This is a genomic window from Haloferax profundi (assembly GCF_001469865.1).
In the GTDB taxonomy this organism is placed as follows: domain Archaea; phylum Halobacteriota; class Halobacteria; order Halobacteriales; family Haloferacaceae; genus Haloferax; species Haloferax profundi.
On sequence record NZ_LOPV01000139.1, the window covers coordinates 1 to 19,359 of the forward strand.

The 19,359-nt window shown below is 63.4% G+C and carries 20 protein-coding genes and 1 pseudogene; 12 read left to right on the forward strand and 9 right to left on the reverse strand.

What is annotated here, in order from left to right; genetic code table 11:
• From AUR66_RS07070 to hmgB, 4 genes are all read left to right on the forward strand, one after another.
• Positions 1 to 553 (forward strand): TatD family hydrolase (locus tag AUR66_RS07070; RefSeq protein WP_197409698.1); only part of this gene is annotated, 553 nt, incomplete at its 5' end.
• A 129-nt stretch (positions 554 to 682) separates the two neighbouring features.
• Positions 683 to 1,270, forward strand: coding sequence for a DUF2150 family protein (locus AUR66_RS07075; RefSeq protein WP_058571769.1), 588 nt, complete (start codon positions 683 to 685; stop codon positions 1,268 to 1,270).
• Positions 1,271 to 1,336: 66 nt separating this feature from the next.
• Positions 1,337 to 3,415, forward strand: a complete 2,079-nt coding sequence (locus AUR66_RS07080) for a hypothetical protein (RefSeq protein WP_157533023.1) — start codon at positions 1,337 to 1,339, stop codon at positions 3,413 to 3,415.
• A 65-nt stretch (positions 3,416 to 3,480) separates the two neighbouring features.
• Entirely contained in the window at positions 3,481 to 4,818 is a 1,338-nt protein-coding gene (gene hmgB, locus AUR66_RS07085) for a hydroxymethylglutaryl-CoA synthase (RefSeq protein ID WP_058571770.1), read from the forward strand.
• Positions 4,819 to 4,997: 179 nt separating this feature from the next.
• Here hmgB and AUR66_RS23250 read toward each other — a convergent pair.
• The 3 genes and pseudogenes from AUR66_RS23250 to AUR66_RS07100 all read right to left on the reverse strand — a co-directional run.
• Positions 4,998 to 5,087, reverse strand: a pseudogene (locus AUR66_RS23250) (hypothetical protein); the annotation flags it as partial.
• A gap of 146 nt (positions 5,088 to 5,233) precedes the next feature.
• A complete protein-coding gene (locus AUR66_RS07095) occupies positions 5,234 to 5,536 on the reverse strand; it encodes a DUF5789 family protein (protein ID WP_058571794.1) in 303 nt (100 codons plus the stop codon).
• Between the two features lie 116 nt (positions 5,537 to 5,652).
• Complete coding sequence (locus AUR66_RS07100) at positions 5,653 to 6,360, reverse strand: helix-turn-helix domain-containing protein (RefSeq protein ID WP_058571772.1); 708 nt, start codon at positions 6,358 to 6,360, stop codon at positions 5,653 to 5,655.
• A 165-nt stretch (positions 6,361 to 6,525) separates the two neighbouring features.
• Between AUR66_RS07100 and AUR66_RS07105 the strand changes: the two genes are divergently transcribed.
• Together AUR66_RS07105 and AUR66_RS07110 are read left to right on the forward strand one after the other, a co-directional pair.
• Positions 6,526 to 7,164, forward strand: a complete 639-nt coding sequence (locus AUR66_RS07105; protein WP_058571773.1) for a metal-dependent hydrolase — start codon at positions 6,526 to 6,528, stop codon at positions 7,162 to 7,164.
• Between the two features lie 80 nt (positions 7,165 to 7,244).
• Positions 7,245 to 7,790 carry a GNAT family N-acetyltransferase gene (locus AUR66_RS07110; protein WP_058571774.1) on the forward strand — a complete coding sequence of 182 codons (546 nt, stop codon included), beginning with the start codon at positions 7,245 to 7,247 and terminating at the stop codon, positions 7,788 to 7,790.
• Positions 7,791 to 7,841: 51 nt separating this feature from the next.
• Here AUR66_RS07110 and AUR66_RS07115 read toward each other — a convergent pair whose 3' ends face one another.
• On the reverse strand, positions 7,842 to 8,423 hold the full coding sequence (locus AUR66_RS07115; protein ID WP_058571775.1) for a hypothetical protein: 582 nt from the start codon (positions 8,421 to 8,423) through the stop codon (positions 7,842 to 7,844).
• A 130-nt stretch (positions 8,424 to 8,553) separates the two neighbouring features.
• On the opposite strand from AUR66_RS07115, the gene AUR66_RS07120 reads away from it, so the two are divergent.
• A complete protein-coding gene (locus AUR66_RS07120; protein ID WP_058571776.1) occupies positions 8,554 to 9,726 on the forward strand; it encodes a metal-dependent hydrolase family protein in 1,173 nt (390 codons plus the stop codon).
• Between the two features lie 9 nt (positions 9,727 to 9,735).
• On the opposite strand, the gene AUR66_RS07125 is transcribed toward AUR66_RS07120, so the two are convergent.
• The 5 genes from AUR66_RS07125 to AUR66_RS07145 form a co-directional block, all read right to left on the reverse strand.
• A complete protein-coding gene (locus AUR66_RS07125; RefSeq protein ID WP_058571777.1) occupies positions 9,736 to 10,377 on the reverse strand; it encodes a GNAT family N-acetyltransferase in 642 nt (213 codons plus the stop codon).
• Positions 10,370 to 11,011: a GNAT family N-acetyltransferase gene (locus AUR66_RS07130; RefSeq protein ID WP_058571778.1), complete on the reverse strand. Its 642-nt coding sequence runs from the start codon at positions 11,009 to 11,011 to the stop codon at positions 10,370 to 10,372. The genes AUR66_RS07125 and AUR66_RS07130 overlap by 8 nt, the downstream gene beginning before the upstream one ends.
• 90 nt (positions 11,012 to 11,101) lie before the next feature.
• Positions 11,102 to 12,391, reverse strand: a complete 1,290-nt coding sequence (locus tag AUR66_RS07135) for an MFS transporter (protein WP_058571779.1) — start codon at positions 12,389 to 12,391, stop codon at positions 11,102 to 11,104.
• A gap of 79 nt (positions 12,392 to 12,470) precedes the next feature.
• A complete protein-coding gene (locus AUR66_RS07140) occupies positions 12,471 to 12,947 on the reverse strand; it encodes a DUF6194 family protein (protein ID WP_058571780.1) in 477 nt (158 codons plus the stop codon).
• A gap of 51 nt (positions 12,948 to 12,998) precedes the next feature.
• Positions 12,999 to 13,460 carry a hypothetical protein gene (locus AUR66_RS07145; RefSeq protein ID WP_058571781.1) on the reverse strand — a complete coding sequence of 154 codons (462 nt, stop codon included), beginning with the start codon at positions 13,458 to 13,460 and terminating at the stop codon, positions 12,999 to 13,001.
• Positions 13,461 to 13,583: 123 nt separating this feature from the next.
• Between AUR66_RS07145 and AUR66_RS07150 the strand changes: the two genes are divergently transcribed.
• The 5 genes from AUR66_RS07150 to AUR66_RS07170 all read left to right on the forward strand — a co-directional run bounded on the left by AUR66_RS07150 (position 13,584) and on the right by AUR66_RS07170 (position 19,339).
• Positions 13,584 to 13,976 (forward strand): hypothetical protein, encoded by a 393-nt coding sequence (locus AUR66_RS07150; protein ID WP_058571782.1) that lies wholly within the window; start codon positions 13,584 to 13,586, stop codon positions 13,974 to 13,976.
• A 124-nt stretch (positions 13,977 to 14,100) separates the two neighbouring features.
• The gene (locus tag AUR66_RS07155) at positions 14,101 to 14,763 is read left to right on the forward strand and encodes a DUF998 domain-containing protein (RefSeq protein ID WP_058571795.1); all 663 of its coding nucleotides are present in this window, start codon (positions 14,101 to 14,103) and stop codon (positions 14,761 to 14,763) included.
• A 120-nt stretch (positions 14,764 to 14,883) separates the two neighbouring features.
• Positions 14,884 to 16,863, forward strand: coding sequence for a serine hydrolase domain-containing protein (locus tag AUR66_RS07160; protein WP_058571783.1), 1,980 nt, complete (start codon positions 14,884 to 14,886; stop codon positions 16,861 to 16,863).
• 57 nt (positions 16,864 to 16,920) lie between these two features.
• Positions 16,921 to 17,805 (forward strand): CPBP family intramembrane glutamic endopeptidase, encoded by an 885-nt coding sequence (locus AUR66_RS07165; protein WP_058571784.1) that lies wholly within the window; start codon positions 16,921 to 16,923, stop codon positions 17,803 to 17,805.
• 85 nt (positions 17,806 to 17,890) lie between these two features.
• Positions 17,891 to 19,339, forward strand: coding sequence for a replication factor C large subunit (locus tag AUR66_RS07170; protein ID WP_058571785.1), 1,449 nt, complete (start codon positions 17,891 to 17,893; stop codon positions 19,337 to 19,339).
• The last annotated feature ends 20 nt before the right edge of the window (positions 19,340 to 19,359 follow it).

Sequence of the window (19,359 nt, forward strand, 5' to 3'; positions counted from 1 at the left end):
CGACCCCGAGGACGCCCGCGACCTGATGTGCGCCGGACTCGACACTGCGGCCGAGTTCGTCCGCGCGGGCGACGCACTCGCGCTCAAATCCGGCCGACCTCACTACGACGTGGCCGACGCCGTCTGGGACGCCTCTAACGAGGTGCTCAAACACGGACTGGACCTCGCCGCCGACTGCGACTGTGCACTCCAACTCCACACAGAGTCGACGACCGACCTCTCGGACGTTGCGTCGTGGGCAGACGAACGCGGTGTCCCTCGCGAACGCGTCGTCAAACACTACGCGCAAGGTCACCTCGTCGGGGGGACGCCGAGCGTGATGAGCGACAGGGACCGCCTCGAAGTGGCCGCCGAACGAGGCGACCCGTTCCTCATGGAGACGGACTTCATCGACGACCCAGACCGCCCCGGCGCGGTGATGGGTCCGAAGACGGTCCCTCGCCGGGTGGACTGGATGCTCGACGAAGGGTACGACGCCGCGGTTCGAAACGCGCACGTCGAAACGCCCGAACTCGTCTACGACATCGACACCGAGGCGACGCTCGACCGCTGAACTGGTCAGACACCTGTAAACACTGCGAGAGAGACCCGTTTTCCGTGCTGTCGAGGGTCACGTCTCTGGGTCGCATGCGTTGCCATCGGATAAGAAAGGCATTTGAGTCCGGCACGGGAGGTTGTAGGTATGACCGAGGCCGAGGAACGATACTACTCCCCGGAACGCTGGCAGAACTGGTTGACACGCGTCGAAGAAGAGGACCTGGACCTCGAAAGCGAAGAGACCGGGCGCCTCCTGATGAACATCCAGAACGACGCGGCAATCGCAATCGCGAAGATTCTGGCCGCGTACGACGACGGCACACTCGACCAAGAAGAGGCACTCGACGAACTCGCAACCGTCCACGACATCGTCATGGCGGAAGCCGAGTTCGAATCCGAGAACGAAGAAGGCGAGATTCTCATCGGTAGCGTCCAGACGAGTCTCACCTGTGCCTTCTTCACGGCCGAAGAGTACATCGTCGCGGGTCCTGCCGACCTCGAAGACGACCTCGAAGCGTACGTTCTCGCTGCTGCGGACGCCGAAGGCGCAGACGACCTCGACGCCGCACTGGGCTACATCGTGCAGATGGGGACGAACGTCGTCGCCGGCGAGGAACTCGACATCTCCGTCCTCGACGACATCGAGTTCGGCCTCGTCACGGAGTGGGTCGACGGTATCGAGAGTCTCCAGAGCGGTCTCTCGGAACCGGAAGTCGTCGAAGAAGAAGACTGAACTCGGCCGTCTCATGTTCACGTAACTGTAGGAGTCTTTTTCCCCTTTCAGTTACCTTCGGATTATATGACCTTCCGGGGGGACGAGCGCGCAGCCACTGTCCAAGTCGGAGCAGTGCTGCTGTTCGGAATCATCGTCATCTCGATGTCGATGTACCAGGCGTCTGTTGTCCCGGCCCAGAACGAACAGGTCGAGTTCCAGCACTCACAGGCCGTCCACGACGACTTCACCTCGCTTCGCGGAGCCGTCGTCGAGAGTGCCGCCGAACCGACTACTCGACCCGCCGCCGTCTCCCTCGGAACACGCTATCCGAGTCGGGCCGTGTTCGTCAATCCCGGGCCGGTGTCTGGCACGCTCCAGACGCAGTCGCTCGGTACACTCGCCGTCTCGAACGTGTCCACGAGTGAACTGGAGACGGGGGACTACGTCGTAGACGATAACCTCTCGTTCTCGACGAAGGCGCTCGAATACCGACCCAGTTACAACCTCGTACAGCGCTCGCCGACGACGGTGTACGAGAACACCCTCGCGTACAACCGCTTCGAGAATGGATACAACGGGACGCTCACCGGCCAATCGCTCGTCGACGGTCGGTCGATCTCGCTCGTCGTCCTCGCAGGGAACTACTCCGAGAACGGCGTCGGGAGTGCGACTATCGACGCGCGAGCAGTGAGTCCGGCGACGCGGACGGTCGCTGTGACGAACGAGGCGACGGACCGACCCGTGACGATTACCGTCCCCACGAAACTCTCGGCGGCCAACTGGGAGTCGATTCTGTCCGACGCGGGCGAGTTCGACGGCACGGGTGACACCTCGAACGACGCCTACGTCCACGACGTTCGCGAGGGACCCGGTGACAGCGTCTACCTCGTCATGGAAGAAGGTGCCACCTACGACCTGCGCGTCGGCAAAGTCGGCGTCGGGTCGGGCGTCGACGCGCCGTCGGCACACTATCTCACTGTCGCCGAGACGAGTCAGTCGTCGGTGACGTTCGAGGTTCGGGACCGGTACAACAACCCCGTGAGTGGCGCGACGCTGAACGCGACGGCACTCCCCTCGACGACGCTCTCGGCACAGGGCCAGACGGGAACTGGGCTGACGAACCTCCGGACGGACCCCGACGGACAGGTGACCGTCTCGCTCGATTCACCGACTTCAGGGACGTACACGTTGCAGGCGAGCATCGACCGCGACCCGACGAGTGAGTTCGACGCATCTCGCCGGCAAGACGCAGACGCAGACGTCGTCGTCGGCGGTTCTGGAACCGGTGCGACTGGTCCGTACGACGTCGTGTGGGACAGACCTGCGATGGACGCCGCCGGTGGGAGCGCAGTCACCTATTACAGTTCGAACGACACGCTCGTGGTCGACAGCGATAGCGTCTCGGAGTTCGATGGCGACGTCGACGTGACAGACAGCGACACCGGTGACCCAGTCTCGGGTGTCGACGTCGACTTCGCGACGAACGGCTCGTCCGTGCTGACGAGTGGGATGGGGACGGATGCGACCGACGAAAGCGGTGTCGCGACGACGACCGTCTCGGTTTCAGATGGTGTCGCGACGGCGTACGCGACTGCCGGTGGGTCGTTCGACACCATCTCGGTGCGAATTCAGTCCGGTTCGTCTGGTACGGATAGTTCTGGGGCGTGTATCGACGAGAGCGGTGACGGGACGTGCGATGACAGTGAACCGAACGTAACCGCAGAAGTCGAAGACGGGAGCTACGATGCAGGGAGTGAAGACCTTGTCGTCGAAAACTCCGTAGATGATATCTCCTCAGATACGGTTAAGTTCAGTGGAGGAAACGTCACGATTGGGCCGAACGTTACTGCAACCAAGAATGGTGAAGGTGAAAATCTCGAAATATTCGCACGGAATGGTGACGTAAAAATAAACGGGACCGTGCTTAGAACAACCGGTTCTAACTCGAACATCAAAATCAACGCAACCGGAAATATTTACGCCGACGAGGCGTTCCTTCAGGCAGTCGATGGGTCCGTCATACTCGAAGCAGACGAAGACATCTTCATTCGCAATGCAACTGTCGATGGGACTGGGAAAAACAAGAATGACCCCGGCGTGGTCGTCAATGCTGGCGGGACTGTCTACGATACTGGAGTTTCGTACCCAAGTGAAAGCCCGTAACATTTCGACGAACGACGTAACTCCCTATCGACAAAACCATATGCCCCCACTCTGAAGAATCATCCATGACTTCCGTCGGCATCGACGCCATCGAGATTCGGACGGGCAAACTGGTTTTAGACCTCCCCAACACCTTCGCGCCGGTGAAGGGCGAAGACCCAGAGAAGTACACCAAGGGCCTTGGCCTCTATACCTCGTCGTTCCCCGACGTGTACGAGGACATCGTCACGATGGGGGCGAACGCCGCCAAGCAACTGATGGACCGAAAAGGCCTCACGCCGGCCGACATCGGCCGAATCGACGTGGCGACCGAGTCCGCGTTCGACAACTCCAAACCGGTGTCGACGTACATCGCTGGTTGCCTCGAACAGGTGTACGACGAGGACTTCCGTCACGCCAACAAGGGCGAGCGCAAGTTCGCGTGTATCGCCGGAACGCAGAGTCTCGACGACGCCTACAACTGGATCAAGGCCGGGCGCAACCGTGGCCGTGCGGCACTCGTCATCGCAACCGACACCGCGCTCTACGAACGCGGTGACCCGGGTGAGGCGACGCAGGGTGCCGGTGCTGTCGCGATGCTCATCGACGAAGACCCTGACCTCGTCGAACTCTCGACAGAGCAGGGCTACGGCAGCATGGACGAGACGGACTTCCTCAAGCCGAACCAGCAGTTCCCGTCCGTGGACGGCAAGCGCTCCATGCAGGTGTACCTCGCCCGTATGCGTGAAGCGCTCGAAGATTACGAGAGCGTCGCGGGTCGGACCCACCCCGACGACTTCGAGTACATCCCGTTCCACACGCCGTTCCCCGGCATGGTCCGAAAGGCTGCACTCCTCGGGTTCCGCCACATGAGCCGTGGGACGGAAATCGAAGACGACCTCGCCAGCGAAATCGGCCGTCAGCCACGTGAGGACGACTTCGAGACGTGGGACGACTACGAAGAGGCCATCCGCGCCTACATGGACGACCTGAAGACCACCGAACAGTACCGCGACTGGTACGCTCGCGTCATCGAACCGACGCTCGACATCTCGAGTCGCGTCGGCAACTGGTACACCGGGTCCGTCCACATCGCGCGTCTGTCGGCGCTGAAGGCCGCCGCCGAGGAAGGCAAGGAGATGACGGGCAAGAAGCTCCTCGTCGGTTCCTACGGATCTGGCGCACAGGCCGAGATTCACGCCGAGACGGTCCAGGAGACGTGGCTCGACGAGATCGAGGCTGTCGACGTCGACTCCCAACTCGCCGACCGCACCGAGATTTCGTTCGACGACTACGAACTCATCCACGACGTGCACAACCACGAAAAGGAAATCGAAGTCGAGGAGTTCACCCAACCCGAAGGCGAGTTCGTCTTCACGGGCTGGGGTCGGATGAACGAGCGGCGGTACGAATACGTGGAGTAACGCGAACCGTCGCGTTCACACGAGAACCGAGTCTCTGAGGCAGCACCGAGCGACCACTTCTCTCTTCGTGGCTACGACCGCGGTCAGCGCGCTCTTCGTGGTGACTACTTCGCACCCGTGTAGACGAGCGCACGTTGTCCAGCCCGCGAGGTGTCCCCGCGTTGGTGCGACGATGGCCGTCAGTCGTCGACAATCGCCTCGAACGTCTCGTCCGAGAGGTACTGCGGTTCGTACTCGACACCGGAGCGGTCGAGGACGCGAACGAACGCGCGAAGGCGGGTGGTGAACGAAGGGGTGAAAGTGTTCTCTCGATTCTAGAACAACTACTTGTGGAAAACGTCGTAGGGCGAGAGTAGCTTGTACAGTGTCCTAGCATTCAGAATTGTGCCAAAATGAACTACTGTACGAGTGGCCATCAAAACGACTGCGCTCGGTCGGGGAGCGTCGTCCACGACTCCGCCGGGTCGCCTCCGCGGTCGTCGTAGAACTTTCGCCCGATGTAATCGTCGCTGACGTTCCCGATAATCGTCGTGTACAGGTCGTTCGCGGAGTCGAACGTCGCCGTTCCGAGCGGTGTGAGAATCGTCTCGATGGTCTCTGAATTCTCGACGTCCGGGGCGTCGACTTCGACGTCGCCGATTCGTTCGACGACACCGTCGATATCGACCGGGTACGCCAACTCGTCGTCGAGGAAGGCTGAGAGTTCTTGGAACTCCATACCGGTCATACCACGCGAGTGCCTTTCGACTTTTTTCGCCCTCTCGAAGACACTCACGAGAATTGGGCAGAGGCGAAGAGACCCCCCAGAAGAGAACCGCAGCGGTCGGTGCGACGTTACGGGAGTTTCCGCAAGTCTTCGAGCATCTCCTCTAAGTCGCGGTTCGTCACCGCGAGGCCGAACCCGTCGATAGTCGCGAGCGACGGGGCGTGTTCCCAGAGTTCGTCTTCGGTGAGTCCGTGGAGGACGACGGCGTTCGGCGTCGGCGTGACGACGCGCATCGCGACCAGTGGGGACTCGCCGCGGGTGACGCCGGTGAAGACGAGTGCTCGACTCGTCGACTGGCCGTAGAGTCGGTAGAACTCTTCGGACGAGAGGCGTGTGATGGCCTGAATACTGTTGATGACAGTGTGGCCGCTGATTCGGTCCTGGTCGCCGTCGACGATTTTGGTCGCACCGATGGCGTCGTAGAACGTATCCAGCGGGATAGAGGTCGGGTACTCGCGGAGGTCCTGGACGATGTCGCTTTCGAACCCTGCAGAGAGGACGCGCGCGTACTGGCGGATTCGACTGCCGCCGCGGGCCTCGTCGATGTCGAGTAAGGCTTCGACCATCCGACGGATGACGCCGATACCGGGACTCTCGCGGCGGCCACTCTCGTAGTCCGAGACGACCGACGACGAGACGTCGAGTTGCTCGGCGAGGGCGGTCTGCGAGATGTCGAAGTCGGTACGCCACTTTCTGAGAGTCGCACCGGGGTCGTCAGAGAGGGTAATCTCTCCCGCGATTCGGCGGGCGAGGTCGTCGCGTGGGGCCGCGGTCATCGGCCGCACCTCCATACGACGGGCGGGTAAGACATGCGATAACGTGCGGGAGTCCAGCGCAAAAGAGTGTCGAAAGTGGTAGTCGTCGCCTGACGAACTCTGTGAGGTGAGCGGCGAGCGAATCCGACACGAACCCTCAAGTTCGTCCGATGGAGACAGTGTGGTATGCCATCGACCCTCGTCCACGTCGCCGTCGGCGGACTCGTCGGGGCGGCACTTCTCGGTCGCTGGTTCGACCCGCGAAGTCTCGCCGTCGTCCTCGTCGCGGCGGCGATTCCGGACCTCGACTCGTTTACGAGTACGCTCATTCCCGGGAGTCATCGCTCACTCCTGCACACACTCTTCGTGCCGGTGATGCTCGTCGCACTCGTCGTCTACGACACGCGCGTTCGTGACCGCTCGATGATTCGCGAACGGTGGGGCACCCGTGGCGTCGTCGTCGCGTGGGTCGCAATCGCTGCGCTACTCGGCGGCGGTATCATGCCGGACCTCTTTTCGAACGGTGTCAATGCCTTCTATCCGTTCCACGACTCCTTCTACGCCATCAACGGGGAAGCACTGTGGTCGAACACGCGCGGGTTCGTCCAGACGTTCGTCGAACTCTCCCCCGAGTCGCCACCGCCGACGACCCAGACACTCCACTACAGCACTGTCGTAGACCCCTCTCCCGGTGCCGAACCCGAGAACGTCGAGCGAATCGCACCGCTCGCCTCGTCGGGACTCGAACTCATGCTCGTCGTCCTCGGCGGGAGTGTCGTCGCGGGGCGACTACTCCTCGAACGGGTCCAGCCCCCAGTGCAGTAGGTTGGGTTCACGATTCCTCGGGATGGCGTCGACACCCTCGACTCCGAGGGTTCATAACCGATGACGGCGCACCGCCTCCCATGAGCGAGACACCAGACGGCGTGGAGGTTCGTCCCTACGACCCGACGGACGCCGAGGCGTTTTGGGAACTCAAGCGCGGGTTCGAACTCGGCATCGGCGAGGGAACCGGCGGCGACGACAAACTCTCTACGTACGAAGCGAAACTCACCGACGACTACCGAACACGGTATCTCTCGTGGGTCGACCGCTGTTCGACCGACGACCCCGGATGCGTCGTCGTCGCGGAAGCGACGACAGACGACGCGGCGGAAACGGCGACAGACGACGAGACGGGCGACCTCGTCGGGTACGCCTTCGTGCTCCCCGAAGAGATGACGTTCATCTGGGACGCGGCGGTGCTCAACGAAATATTCCTCGCGCCCGAGTACCGAGGGACCGGCGTCGCCGACGAACTCATGCAGGCCGTCCTCGACCACGCGCGGTCGCAAGACCTCCCACTGGACCGGATGGTCCTCGACGTGGACGAGGCCAACGACCGTGCGCGGGCGTTCTACGACCGATACGGGTTCGACCACTGGGGCGAACTCGTCGCTCGCGACCTCTGAGTAGGAGGCTCAGCGGGGCCACACCGTCGATAAAAGACACCGCTGCCCGCGTTACCGAAGCGCCGTGGCGAGTCCGCCACCGAAGGAACCGAACGCGAGGGGATACACCATCCCAGCGAGGAGTGCGGCGGTCACCGGGTCTGGACGAGCGACGGCGTCGCCAATCGAGACGGTGAACAGGACGATACCCGCGAGGGCGACGGGCAGGTACCCGAGTGCCGTCGTCGCACCGGCGAGTGCACCGTCTTTCACGGACGACTGGTCGCTGACGATGGCCACGACGGCACCTGCGGTGAGCAACGCGACGACAGGGATGGCGTAGAGGACCGGAGAGAACGCCTCGACACTCTCGACGAGGTTGGCCGAGGACGTGGTTCCGAAGAGTCCCGGAAACGTCGTCGTGGTGCCGTGGGCGTTCAAGAACACCCATCCGACGACTTTCCACGTCGCGAGGTCGGAGCCGAGTGCTTCGAGAACCTGACTCGCCGTCGAGTTCTCGATGGTGGTCGAGGTAGCGAGATAGGTCGCCAGATACGTGAGGAGGGCGGTACCGAGGCCGAAGAGTGCCCCGATACCGGTGGTTCTGCGTGCCGAGTCTGACGATTCGGAGACCGATTCTGTTGCCACTGACATCGTGTCGGGCCGGTCGTCCGTCGCCGGTAAATACCTCGTGGCCGACGTGTGGAACGGTACCGTCACTCAGCAAGTCTGAACTCACCGACGGAGGGGCACGTTCAAGTCCTGTGACCCGATACCGAGTAGCATGTTGCTCCGCGACGGACGAGTTATCGATGGCGGGCGCGTCACCGACGAGACAGACGTGCGAGTCGACCCTGAGACTGGACGCATCGTCTCGGTCGGTGACCTCGACCCGAACCGCCACGAACGCGTCGTCGACCTCTCTGGGAAGACGGTCACACCCGGTTTGGTCGACGCACACGTCCACTTCTCCCTGTCCGGTGAGCGGAGCGTCGAAGACGTCGTCGCACTGTCGACGCCGCAACTCACCCTCGTCGAAGCACGGAACGCCCGTAAGACACTCGAAGCGGGCGTCACCGGGGTTCGAGTGATGGGCGCGCGCGACATCGACGTGGTACTCAAACAGGCCGTCGGAGCAGGTGACGTACCGGGGCCGCGAATGGTCGCAAACTGCCGGTCGATTACGATTACCGGCGGGCACGGCCACCACATGGGTCGTGAGATAGACGGCGCGGACGACGCTCGTCGGGCGGTCCGAGAGCAGGTCAAACGCGGTGCCGACTTCATCAAGTTCATGACGACCGGAGGGGTGACGACGCCCGGGAGCGACCCCGGCGCAGTCGCCCTCACCGACGAGGAACTGCACGCACTCGTGGACGAGTCACACCGACGCGGCGTCCACACGGCGACCCACGCCCACGGTGCCGAAGGTATCAAAGCCGCCATCAGAGCGGGTGTGGACACGGTCGAACACGGGACGTTCCTCGACGACGAGGCCGTCGACCTGTTTCTCGAACACGACGTGACGCTCGTGCCGACGCTCTCTGCGCCGTACCACATCTCCCGAAACACCGAGGCAGCGACCAGAGAGGACGTTTCGAAGGTAGACTTCGTCTACGACAGACACCTCGAATCGTTCCGGAAGGCAGTCGACGCGGGCGTCACCATCGCCGGCGGCACCGACGCGGGGACGCCGTTCAACTACCACGGCGGCAACGCGTCCGAGATTCAGTTCATGGCGCAACACGGGATGGACCCCATCGACGCCATTCGGGCGATGACCGAGACGGCGGCAGACGCCATCGGACTGGAGGGATGCGGCGTGGTCGAACCCGACGCTCACGCCGACTTGCTGGTCTTCGACGACGACCCACTGTCGGACCTCACGGTCCTGAACGACCCGTCGGCGGTGCTGAAAGGTGGCCGCGTCGTGTCCGGGTCGGTGCCGGAGAACTGAGAGCCCGACTTACAGGATGTCGCTCGCGTCCCAGTAGAACTCGGCATCGTACTCGCCGCCAGTCGTCTCCTGCCACTCGTCGCGGGAGACACTGTACCGGAGTTCGTCGACAGGGTCGCCGTCGACGATGATACTGTTCCGGTCACGGCCGTCGAGACGCCCGCCCAGCGCGCCCATGTACTTCTCGATTGCTCGCTGTGACTTCTCGTTCGCGGCGACGTGTGAGACTTCGACGACTTCCAGGTCGAGAACGTCGAACCCGAGGGCGACGAGCGCCGCCGCCCGTTCGCCGGAGTAGCCACGGCCCCAGAACTGTGGTCGAATCCACAGGCCCAGTTGGCCGACTCGACGGTCCCACTTCGTGTGGATGCCACCGAACCCAGCGAGTTGGCCACCGCCATCTTCGCTCTCGCGCGTGTAGACGGCGTAGTCGGCGCTCTCGGCGTCGTTCCACGCCGACTCGCCGCGGTCGAGGAACTCCTTCGTCACCTTCGGCGTCTCGTGACGCGACCACGGCATGAACCGGGTAACGTCGTCGATTTCGGGGGCCGAACAGCGGTCGTACACCTCGTAGAAATCGAGGTACTCCGGCAGTCGGGCGACCAGTCGAAGACGCTCCGTCTCGACGACTTCCGGGTAGAGGTCACTCATCGTCGCCCTCAAAGCGGAACTTGGCGTCGTACTCGCCGTCGGTGGCGTCGTACCACTGGTCGCGCGTCACGGACCAGCATCGAACGTCTCGCGGGGTGCCGTCGGCGTCCACGGCGTCGTTTCGGAACGTCCCGTCTTCTTGGCCACCGAATCGCTCGGTGTACTTCGAGATAGCCCGACAGGACGGGCCGTTCTCTGGAATCGCGTACGCAAGTGCGACGTCGAGGTCCAGCAGGTCGAAGACGGCGGCGAAGAACGCGGCGGCACGCTCACCGGAATAGCCACGGCCCCAGAACGTCTTTCTGAGCCACATGCCGAAGACGGCGCGGCGGGTGTCCCACTCGGGGTTGAACCCCGCCGTGCCGGCGAATTCGCCTGCGCCGTCTTCGCCCTCGCGGGGGAAGATGGCATAGATGGCGTTCTCCGCCGACTCGTGTTGTTCTTCGGCCTGCTCGAAGAAGTCGAACGCCTCCTTCGGCGTCTGGTGGGGGTTCCACGTCACGTACTCCGTCTCCGCTTCGATGGTTTCCGACCGCGACGCGGCGAAGTAGTCGTAAGCGTCCAACGGGTCGACAACCTCCCGCGACAGGGCGCGAAGCCGAAGTCGCGGGGTGACAATTTCGGCGGGGAACATGGAACAGATGGCACTCGGAGCGAGTTAATAAGTTTTCTGAGTATTGACACATGTGGGCATGCGTCGTGGGGTGTCCCCCAACGAGGCGACTCAGTCGTCTAACTGCGGACTCCCGCGTTCGGTTCCGACCGACGATTCGTAGTCGCCAAATTCGGGGTGCGTCTCGCGCATCCAGACGAGTGCGATGCCGCCAGAGACGAACATCGCGGCGGCGGTGACGTAGAACGCCATCTGGACCGAGACGAGGTCGGCGGCGACGCCGATGAGGATGGCACCGAACCCGTAGCCTGCGTCGCGCCACATCCGGTAGACGCCGAGTCCAGTCGCCCGCCACGTCGGGTGTGCGGCGTCGCCGACGACGGTGATGAGGTTCGGGTACAACAGTGCCATGCCCACGCCCGTGATGCCTGCGGTCAGCATCCACGGGAGGTACCCCGAGACGAACGTCGTCGCGAGGACACCTGCGCCGGCGAGAAACATCCCGGCGACCACCGGTGGGCGGCGACCGATGTCGTCGGCGAGTTTCCCGGTGTAGAGTTGGAGAACGCCCCAGACACCGCCGTAGACGCCCACGACGCCTCCGACTTCCACGACGGAGAGCCCAGAGGACGTGAGGTACAGTGGGTAGGCAATCCAGACGAGGGCGTCCACGAACTTCTCGACGCTCCCCGCCTGTGCGGCGGCGAACAGCGTCTTGTCACCCCACGTCGCGCGCTTCAAAATCTCGGCGAACGGGAGGTTCGCATCGGCTTCCTCGTCGCTCCCCGACGCTTCGGCCTCTGCTTCCGCGTAGGGGAGTGTCTCTTCGACGAAGAAGATGGAGACGACGAGGCCGACGAGGACGACGCCGGCGAGGAAGACAAACGGCGCGGGCCGAAGGCCGTACTGCCCGGCGATGATGCCTGTCACCCACGACCCGACGGCGACGCCGCCGTACCCGAACGCTTCGTCGAGGCCGACAGCGAGTCCGCGGCGTTCGCCTCCCGCGAGGTCTATCTTCGCGTTGACGCTCATACTCCACGCGAGTCCCTGATTGACGCCGAGGAGGACGTTCCCGATGGTCACCCACCACCAGTTCGGCGCGTAGATGAGGACGAGCGGAATCGGCAGTGCGACGACCCACCCGGCGACGAGAATCGGTTTTCTCCCGTACGTCTCGGCCCACTTGCCCCCGTAGAGGTTGAGAAGCGCCTTCACGAACCCGAAACTCACCACGAACGACCCGATGACGAGGACGGATTCGACGCCGAGCACGTCTCTCCCGAGGATGGGGACGACGTTTCGTTCCGACCCAATCGTCAGTCCGACGGCGAACACCGTGAGCAACTGGAGGACGAACTGCTGCCAGTTCTCGCGGATTCCCTGGACGTAGCCTACCATCTGTGTGCAGGTAGTTCAGAGAGTCTCGTACTAATAGTGTTCGATAGTCACACTACTCTGCACAGTCGTTCTGGCTCGGTTACTGGCCGGCCGTGGCACTCGCAGCCGAGACTCGCTTCGAAAACTGTGCGCCTGCCCGGTCGTAGGCTTCGTCGAGCAGTGGTCTGAGAACCGTCTCGACTGTCGTTTCGGACGGCGAGACGACGCTCACCCAGCCAGCCCACCCGTAGACAGGGTGTGGGTGGAGTTCGTCGAGGGCCGTGAAGTCGTGTCCGGTATCTACAACGCCGCCTTTCGGTGGACGCTCCGGACGAGCGCCAAACAACCGTCGATAGGTGGCATCGCCGATGCCGAGGTTCACGCGCCACGCCTCCTCGCGGTACAGCTGTGATGCAGCGTCGTTCTCGCTGTCACGGGCTTTGACGGTCACGAAGTAGGTGCCGCGAGGGAGTCGCCCACCCGGGTTGTAGAAGAGGCCCTGTTCGCCCCACGCCTCGTCGGCGACGACGTCGTCGTACCGGTCTGTGACGTATCTGAGGAAGTCGTCCGGATTCACACACAGTCGACGCGCTCTGAGAGCGTCAATCTTCCCGCGGCAGGCTGGTACTTACTGAAGCCACTCTCGTCTCCATTCGGAGAGGCGCACTCTCGTCGGCGAGTCCTCGGGAGTGTCGGCGACGAACACGCCCACGTGGACGAGTGCGAGAACCACGTTCGTCGGCCACCAGAACCCCAGTGGCGCGAGTGCAAGTTGGAACGCGGCACCGACGAGGAGACTCACACGCCCATCGCCCCCGCCGCGAAGCAGCGTGACTCCCAGGAGTGCCTCGAACACGACGAGAATCGCGAGGAGTCCGCCGAGGTTGGGGAGGACGATACCGCTCCAGAGCGTGCGGTAGGTGTCGAACACGATGTACTGCGTGATCTCGCCGTACACGTCGGGTGCCCGGAGTCCGAGGTAGACGTGGACGAGCGCCCCGCCGATGTACGTCAGTCCCAACAGGAGGCGAACACCGACGGTAACTCGTGTTCTCCAGCGACGTCCTGCGTTCACTGGCGTTGATTCCATTGGTGACCTCCCCAGCGGTGAATCGGGTGGCGTCGGGGTAAGCCCTGTCAAGCCCTCTCACGGGGTAAGAATCACGTGTGGACTATTTGTCGCGTCGGTGCCTCTAGGAAGGGGGTGGCTGGGATGAACTGGGAGAGACTCGTAGCAGTGTACGCGCTGGTAGTTGGCGTCGCGATACTCGGTCTGTGGGTGGGGCTCGTCGTGACGAATCAGGCGACCGAGTTGCGGACAGAGCCATTTTCGATGTTCACACACCTCGTCGCCGAGGGACTGACAGCCGTGACGCTCCTCGGCGCGGGAATCGGCCTCGTTCGCGGCACCGTGTGGGCACGCCCGCTCAGCCTCGTCGCGTTCGGGATGTTACTCTACGCCGTCATCAACAGCGCGGGGTACTACGCGCAAATCGGAGAAGTCGGCCCGATGCTCGTGTTTTCTGCGCTCGCGTTCACGACGGTGGTCGCGCTGGGATGGTCGCTGATGGATGCTCGGTACGAGACGAGACGGATGTCGTGGTGAGCACCGAACGCCTGTGCCAAATGCTCTCAGGTTGCTTTGTGGCGGTTCTTGAGGCCTGAGAACCGTCTCATATCTCCTTAGAGATAGTCGTCGAATCTACAGTTGGTGAGTAGTGATGACGCAGATGCAGCGTGAAACAGTTCGCGTCGGTGCGATTCGGACGGTACTCAGCGACGGCCGGTCCCTCGCTGGAGTCCTCTTTTTCGCCCTCGCAGCACAGTTCTTGACCGTAATCATGCTCGCGGCGGCGATGGTCCCCGGATACGACTTCAACGCCGCGGCTATCAGTGACCTCGGTGTCTTCCCCGAGACGGCGATGCTGTTCAACGTCTCGCTCGTCGTGGTCGGCGTGTTCAACCTCCTCGGAGGATACGCGTTCTACCGGACACACGGCAAGCGCTGGTTGTTCGCCCTCTTCGGCGTCGCCGGCCTCGGGGCCATCGTAGCGGGTCTGTTCCCACTCGGAACGTCCGACCTCCACAGCCTCGGCGCGTTGCTCGCGTTCCTGTTCTTCAACCTGCAAGCAATCGGGAGTGCGACCCGAGCAGAGGGCCCAATGAAGGTCCTCTCGGTCCTCCTGGGTCTCGCTGGCCTCGTCTTCGTCGTCCTCATGGTCGTCGGCGACGCCGGCAACACCGCCGTGTTCGGTCCCATCGGCCACGGCGGAACCGAGCGCATGATAGTCTACCCCCCGATGGTGTGGCTCGTCGCGTTCGGTGGGTACCTCATGGCGTCCACTGACGGACAGACTACCACTACCGACACGACCCCTGCTGGCGCTGACTGACGGTCGTTTCGACGGCCATCGGAGTTCGCCTGCACCACTCGATGAACCCCTTCGTTCGACCCTCCCCACAAAGACACAGACACCACCCACACAGAGACACCCCACATCCAGATTCAGATTATGACGCTCGCCCCTATCCGAACCCTCGTCGTCTTCACGCTGGTCCTCGCAGTCGTGAGTACACCCGTCCTCGCCTCCGTCGCCGGACCGCCCGCACCACCTGTCGGCTACGCAACCACGTCCGCGGGGACCCCGCAGATAGACGCCGATTCCATCGACGTCGACGAGTTCGAGACGTGGCTCGACGACACGATGGCCACACAACTCGAATCGTATCACGTCCCCGGCGCGGCGGTAGTCCTCGTCCAAGACGGCGAGGTGGTCCTCGCCAAAGGCTACGGCTACGCCGACGTCGAGTCTGAGGCACCTATCGTCGCGAACGAGACGGTCTTCGGTGTCGGGTCCACGTCGAAACTCGTCACGTGGACGGCCGTGATGCAAGGTGTCGAAGACGGGAGACTCGAACTCGACCGAGACGTGAACGACTACCTGACCGAGTCGCCCGTCACTGTCCCGGAGACGTACCCTGAGCCAATCACGCTCGAACACCTCGGCACTCACACCGCCGGCTACGAGGACGCCTTCGACGGGACGCTCGTCGACGACCCGAGCGACCTGCGACCACTCGGTGAGGTTCTCGCCGAGAACCAACCGAACCGCGTCCGTCCGCCGGGTGAGTACGTCGCCTACTCGAACTACGGCGCCGGACTCGCCGGCCACGTCGTCGCCGAGGAGTACGAGACGACGTTCACGGACTACGTCGAGGACAACATCTTCACTCCGCTGGAGATGCGCGACAGCACCTACGACCAACCCGTTCCCGACAGCCTCCAGCCGCGACTCTCGAACGGGTACGTCTACCAGAACGGCGAGTACGTCGCACAGGAGCCCCAAATCTGGGGAATCGCCCCACAGGGCGGTGCCATGCGTTCGACGGCGACGGACATGGGGAACTTCATGCTCGCGTACCTGAACGACGGCCAGTACGGGTCGAAGCGCATCCTCGAGGCCGACACCGTCGCCGACATGCACCGAACACACGTCGTGAAGGCACCCGACGAACCCGAACTCAACGGCATGGCGTACGGGTTCATCGAGATGGACCGAAACGACGAACGCATCGTCGGCCACTGGGGAGACACGGCGTACTTCAGGAGTCTCCTCGCACTCTACCCCGAACGTGACACCGGCCTGTTCGTCGTCTACAACGCTCCCGGTGGACACGACGCCCGATTCGAACTCCTGCAAGCGTTCACCGACCGATACTACCCGCGCTCCGAGACGCCAGTCGTCGAGCCCCCGGCAGGGGCGGCAGAACGGGCCGCCCACTTGACCGGTGACTACCGCTCGTTGACCGTCTCGGAGTCGTCGTGGCACCGTGTTCTCGGCGTGATGACGCGAACGGTCACGGTTGGAACGGCCGACGACGGGTATCTCACGACACAGCGACTCGATGGGGAGCGCCGGACGTGGGTCGAACTCCGACCCGATGTCTACGAGGAAGTCGGCGGACAGGAGAGACTCGTCTTCCAACGCGACGACGAGGGGCGGGTGACACACCTGTACTTCGGGAACTTCGGTCCGGCGACGTACGAACGTGTCCCGTGGGACGAATCGCTGCTCGTAGTCGAGGGAACGCTCGCCGGCGGTATCCTCGCGTTCGTCTCGATGCTCGTGCTGTGGGTCGGTGGATTCGTCTGGCGACGTGTTCGCGGCCGAGAGCGACCGACCGACCGCGAACGTGTCTCCCGCTGGCTACTGGGTGCGACGAGTCTGCTGTGGGTCGCTACCGTGGTCATCTTCGTCCTGGCGTGGCTGAACTTCAACGCCGAAGTCGCCTCACCGTCGCTCGCGCTCCGAGTGGGGAGACTCCTCCCGTACGTCGCCCTCGTCGGAACGCTCGGGTCAGTGGTCGCAACCGCCCTCGCGTGGCGCGATAGCTACTGGACGACGCCTGTCAGAATTCACTACACCGTGGTGACACTCGCCGCGATACTGGTCGCGTGGCAACTGTCCTTCCTGCGGATACTGGTCGTCTAATCACCGGAGAAAACGAATGAACACAATCACACGATACGACAACTGGGGTGGCGCACGATGAGACGATGGCTTCGCGGTGTCGTCACTGCGAGACCGACGACGGCGTTCTTCGTCCTCGCGTACGGCATCTCGTGGGTGGCGTGGTTCCCGTTAGTGCTCGGCGTCGACGACCCGCTCAGGACTGCGAGTTTCGTCCTCGGTGGCTTCGGCCCGGCACTCGCTGGTGCAGTCACGACGTGGCTCGCGGGCGACTCTGTCCGTGCGTGGGCACGACAAATCGTCCACTGGCGCGTCGCCCCACGGTGGTATCTCGTGGCGTTTGCGCTGCCACTCGTGGTCGTCGCCCTGGCGAGCGTCGCACTCGCGATGCGCGGGTACGACGTAGACCCTGGTCTGCTCTCCGGGCGAACCGCCGCGGTTCTCGGCGGGTTCGTGTTCGTCGCGCTTGTCGGCGGGGGCAACGAAGAACCCGGGTGGCGCGGGTTCGCGCTTCCGCGACTGCAAGAACGGCACACACCGGTTCGAGCGACACTCATCTTGGGTGTCGTCTGGGCGTTCTGGCACCTCCCGTTGCTGGCGACTGGCCCCGCCACAATCGACTCGCTGGCGGCACTGGGCCGCGAGACGCCGCTCATCCTCGTCCGCGTCCTGAACATCGTCGGTGTCGCGTTCCTCCTGACGTGGGTCTACAACGGAACGCGGGGGAGCGTCCTCCTCGCGTTGCTCGCCCACGCCGGATTCAACACGGCGAACAGCACGCTCGTTCCACTTCCAGCCGAAGCCCTCGATGGAGACGCCGCGACAGGGGTTCTCGTTGCGGTCACGGTGGTCGTTTGGGTGCTCGCCATCCTGCTCGTCGTCCTCACTCGGGGGCGACTCGGATACGACGCCGATAGCTCGCCACTACGTTCGACGGGCGACGTATCGACGACGGCAGATTGATGTCGCCGGTCGAATCGCGGGCGACGCAGTGAGCAGCGAGTGACGCTCCGGAACCACTAAACGCGTCTCGTTCCTTCTGCCGGTAATGGTAGATTGGACGGAGAAGTACCGCCCATCGACGCTCTCCGAGGTGCGCGGGAACAACAAGGCCCGCGACGCCCTCGCATCGTGGGCCAAGTCGTGGGACGACCACCGGGAGGCAGTCGTCGTCCACGGCAGTCCGGGCATCGGAAAGACCTCCGCCGCCCACGCACTCGCGGCGGACATGGGGTGGGAGACGGTCGAGTTGAACGCCTCCGACCAGCGAACCGGCGACGTCATCGAACGGTTCGCCGGTCGTGCCGCGAAGAACGCCACGCTCTCGGGTTCCTCGTCAGGCACCTCCACCCGGCAGTTGGTCATCCTCGACGAGGCGGACAACATCCACGGCAACTACGACCGCGGCGGGGCGAGTGCCGTCACGAAACTCGTCAAATCGTCGAGTCAGCCAATCGTCCTCATCGCCAACGAGTTCTACGACATGAGTCGCGGCCTGCGGAACGCCTGTCAGGAGATAGAGTTCCGCGACGTCTCGTCGCGCTCTATCGTCCCCGTCCTCCGTGACATCTGTCGGAAGGAGGGTCTCGAATTCGAATCTGCGGCGCTCGAACGCATCGCCGAGATGAACAGTGGCGACCTGCGCTCTGCGGTCAACGACCTGCAAGCAATCGCCGAAGGTCGGGACCGCATCACGGAAGAAGACGTAGTCATGGGTGACCGGGACCGCTCGGTCGGTCTCTTCGAGTTCCTCGACGCCGTCCTCAAAGAGAAGTCCGCACAGGAGGCACTCTACACCGCCTACGACGTCGACGAGACGCCAGACGACCTCACGAAGTGGATAGAGGACAAGGTGTCGCTCGTCTACGAACCGGACGAACTCGCCCGCGCCTACGAGTTCCTCGCCAACGCTGACCGCTGGCTTGGTCGCGTGCGCGCCTCGCAGAACTACTCGTACTGGCGCTACGCGACGGACAACCTCGCTGCCGGTGTCGCCGCCTCCCGAGACCGGACGCGCGGCGGGTGGACCCGCTACGGTGGCGCACCGTACCGCTCGACGCGGAACAAGACACGCGACACTGTCGTTCGGAAGATTGCGGAGACGGGCGGATTCAGCATGGCGACGGCCCGCCGCGAAGTCCTGCCGTATCTCTCCGCGCTGACTCACCACTGCAAACCGCGCGAACTGACCGTCGCCATGGCGGCGTACTACGACTTCGACGAGTCGCACGTCTCGTTCGTCACCGGAAGCGGTGAGACGACGAACAAGGTCCAATCCATCGTCGAGGACGCGGAGTCGCTCCGTGAGGAACTCGTCGAAGAACACGCCGGCGGCGCGTTCGCCGGGATGGAGAACGTCGAGACGACGGACGCTGTCGGCGACACTGCCGACGACTCGGACGACGTCCTCGACAGAGACGACGGAGACGACGACAGTGACCCCGAACCGGCGTCGGCGACGGACGACGGCCAGTCCGGTCTCTCCGACTTTATGTGAGTGACCCCGTTCGCGTGGGC

Coding starts and splice junctions, on each gene's coding strand:
- AUR66_RS07095 (WP_058571794.1), bottom strand. CDS start 5,536: ATGGAGTTCCAAGAACTCTCAGCCTTCCTCGACGACGAGTTGGCGTAC.
- AUR66_RS07120 (WP_058571776.1), top strand. CDS start 8,554: ATGTTGCTCCGCGACGGACGAGTTATCGATGGCGGGCGCGTCACCGAC.
- AUR66_RS07110 (WP_058571774.1), top strand. CDS start 7,245: ATGAGCGAGACACCAGACGGCGTGGAGGTTCGTCCCTACGACCCGACG.
- AUR66_RS07080 (WP_157533023.1), top strand. CDS start 1,337: ATGACCTTCCGGGGGGACGAGCGCGCAGCCACTGTCCAAGTCGGAGCA.
- hmgB (WP_058571770.1), top strand. CDS start 3,481: ATGACTTCCGTCGGCATCGACGCCATCGAGATTCGGACGGGCAAACTG.
- AUR66_RS07125 (WP_058571777.1), bottom strand. CDS start 10,377: ATGAGTGACCTCTACCCGGAAGTCGTCGAGACGGAGCGTCTTCGACTG.
- AUR66_RS07145 (WP_058571781.1), bottom strand. CDS start 13,460: ATGGAATCAACGCCAGTGAACGCAGGACGTCGCTGGAGAACACGAGTT.
- AUR66_RS07135 (WP_058571779.1), bottom strand. CDS start 12,391: ATGGTAGGCTACGTCCAGGGAATCCGCGAGAACTGGCAGCAGTTCGTC.
- AUR66_RS07105 (WP_058571773.1), top strand. CDS start 6,526: ATGCCATCGACCCTCGTCCACGTCGCCGTCGGCGGACTCGTCGGGGCG.
- AUR66_RS07150 (WP_058571782.1), top strand. CDS start 13,584: ATGAACTGGGAGAGACTCGTAGCAGTGTACGCGCTGGTAGTTGGCGTC.
- AUR66_RS07115 (WP_058571775.1), bottom strand. CDS start 8,423: ATGTCAGTGGCAACAGAATCGGTCTCCGAATCGTCAGACTCGGCACGC.
- AUR66_RS07100 (WP_058571772.1), bottom strand. CDS start 6,360: ATGACCGCGGCCCCACGCGACGACCTCGCCCGCCGAATCGCGGGAGAG.
- AUR66_RS07130 (WP_058571778.1), bottom strand. CDS start 11,011: ATGTTCCCCGCCGAAATTGTCACCCCGCGACTTCGGCTTCGCGCCCTG.
- AUR66_RS07155 (WP_058571795.1), top strand. CDS start 14,101: ATGCAGCGTGAAACAGTTCGCGTCGGTGCGATTCGGACGGTACTCAGC.
- AUR66_RS07170 (WP_058571785.1), top strand. CDS start 17,891: ATGGTAGATTGGACGGAGAAGTACCGCCCATCGACGCTCTCCGAGGTG.
- AUR66_RS07165 (WP_058571784.1), top strand. CDS start 16,921: ATGAGACGATGGCTTCGCGGTGTCGTCACTGCGAGACCGACGACGGCG.
- AUR66_RS07160 (WP_058571783.1), top strand. CDS start 14,884: ATGACGCTCGCCCCTATCCGAACCCTCGTCGTCTTCACGCTGGTCCTC.
- AUR66_RS07075 (WP_058571769.1), top strand. CDS start 683: ATGACCGAGGCCGAGGAACGATACTACTCCCCGGAACGCTGGCAGAAC.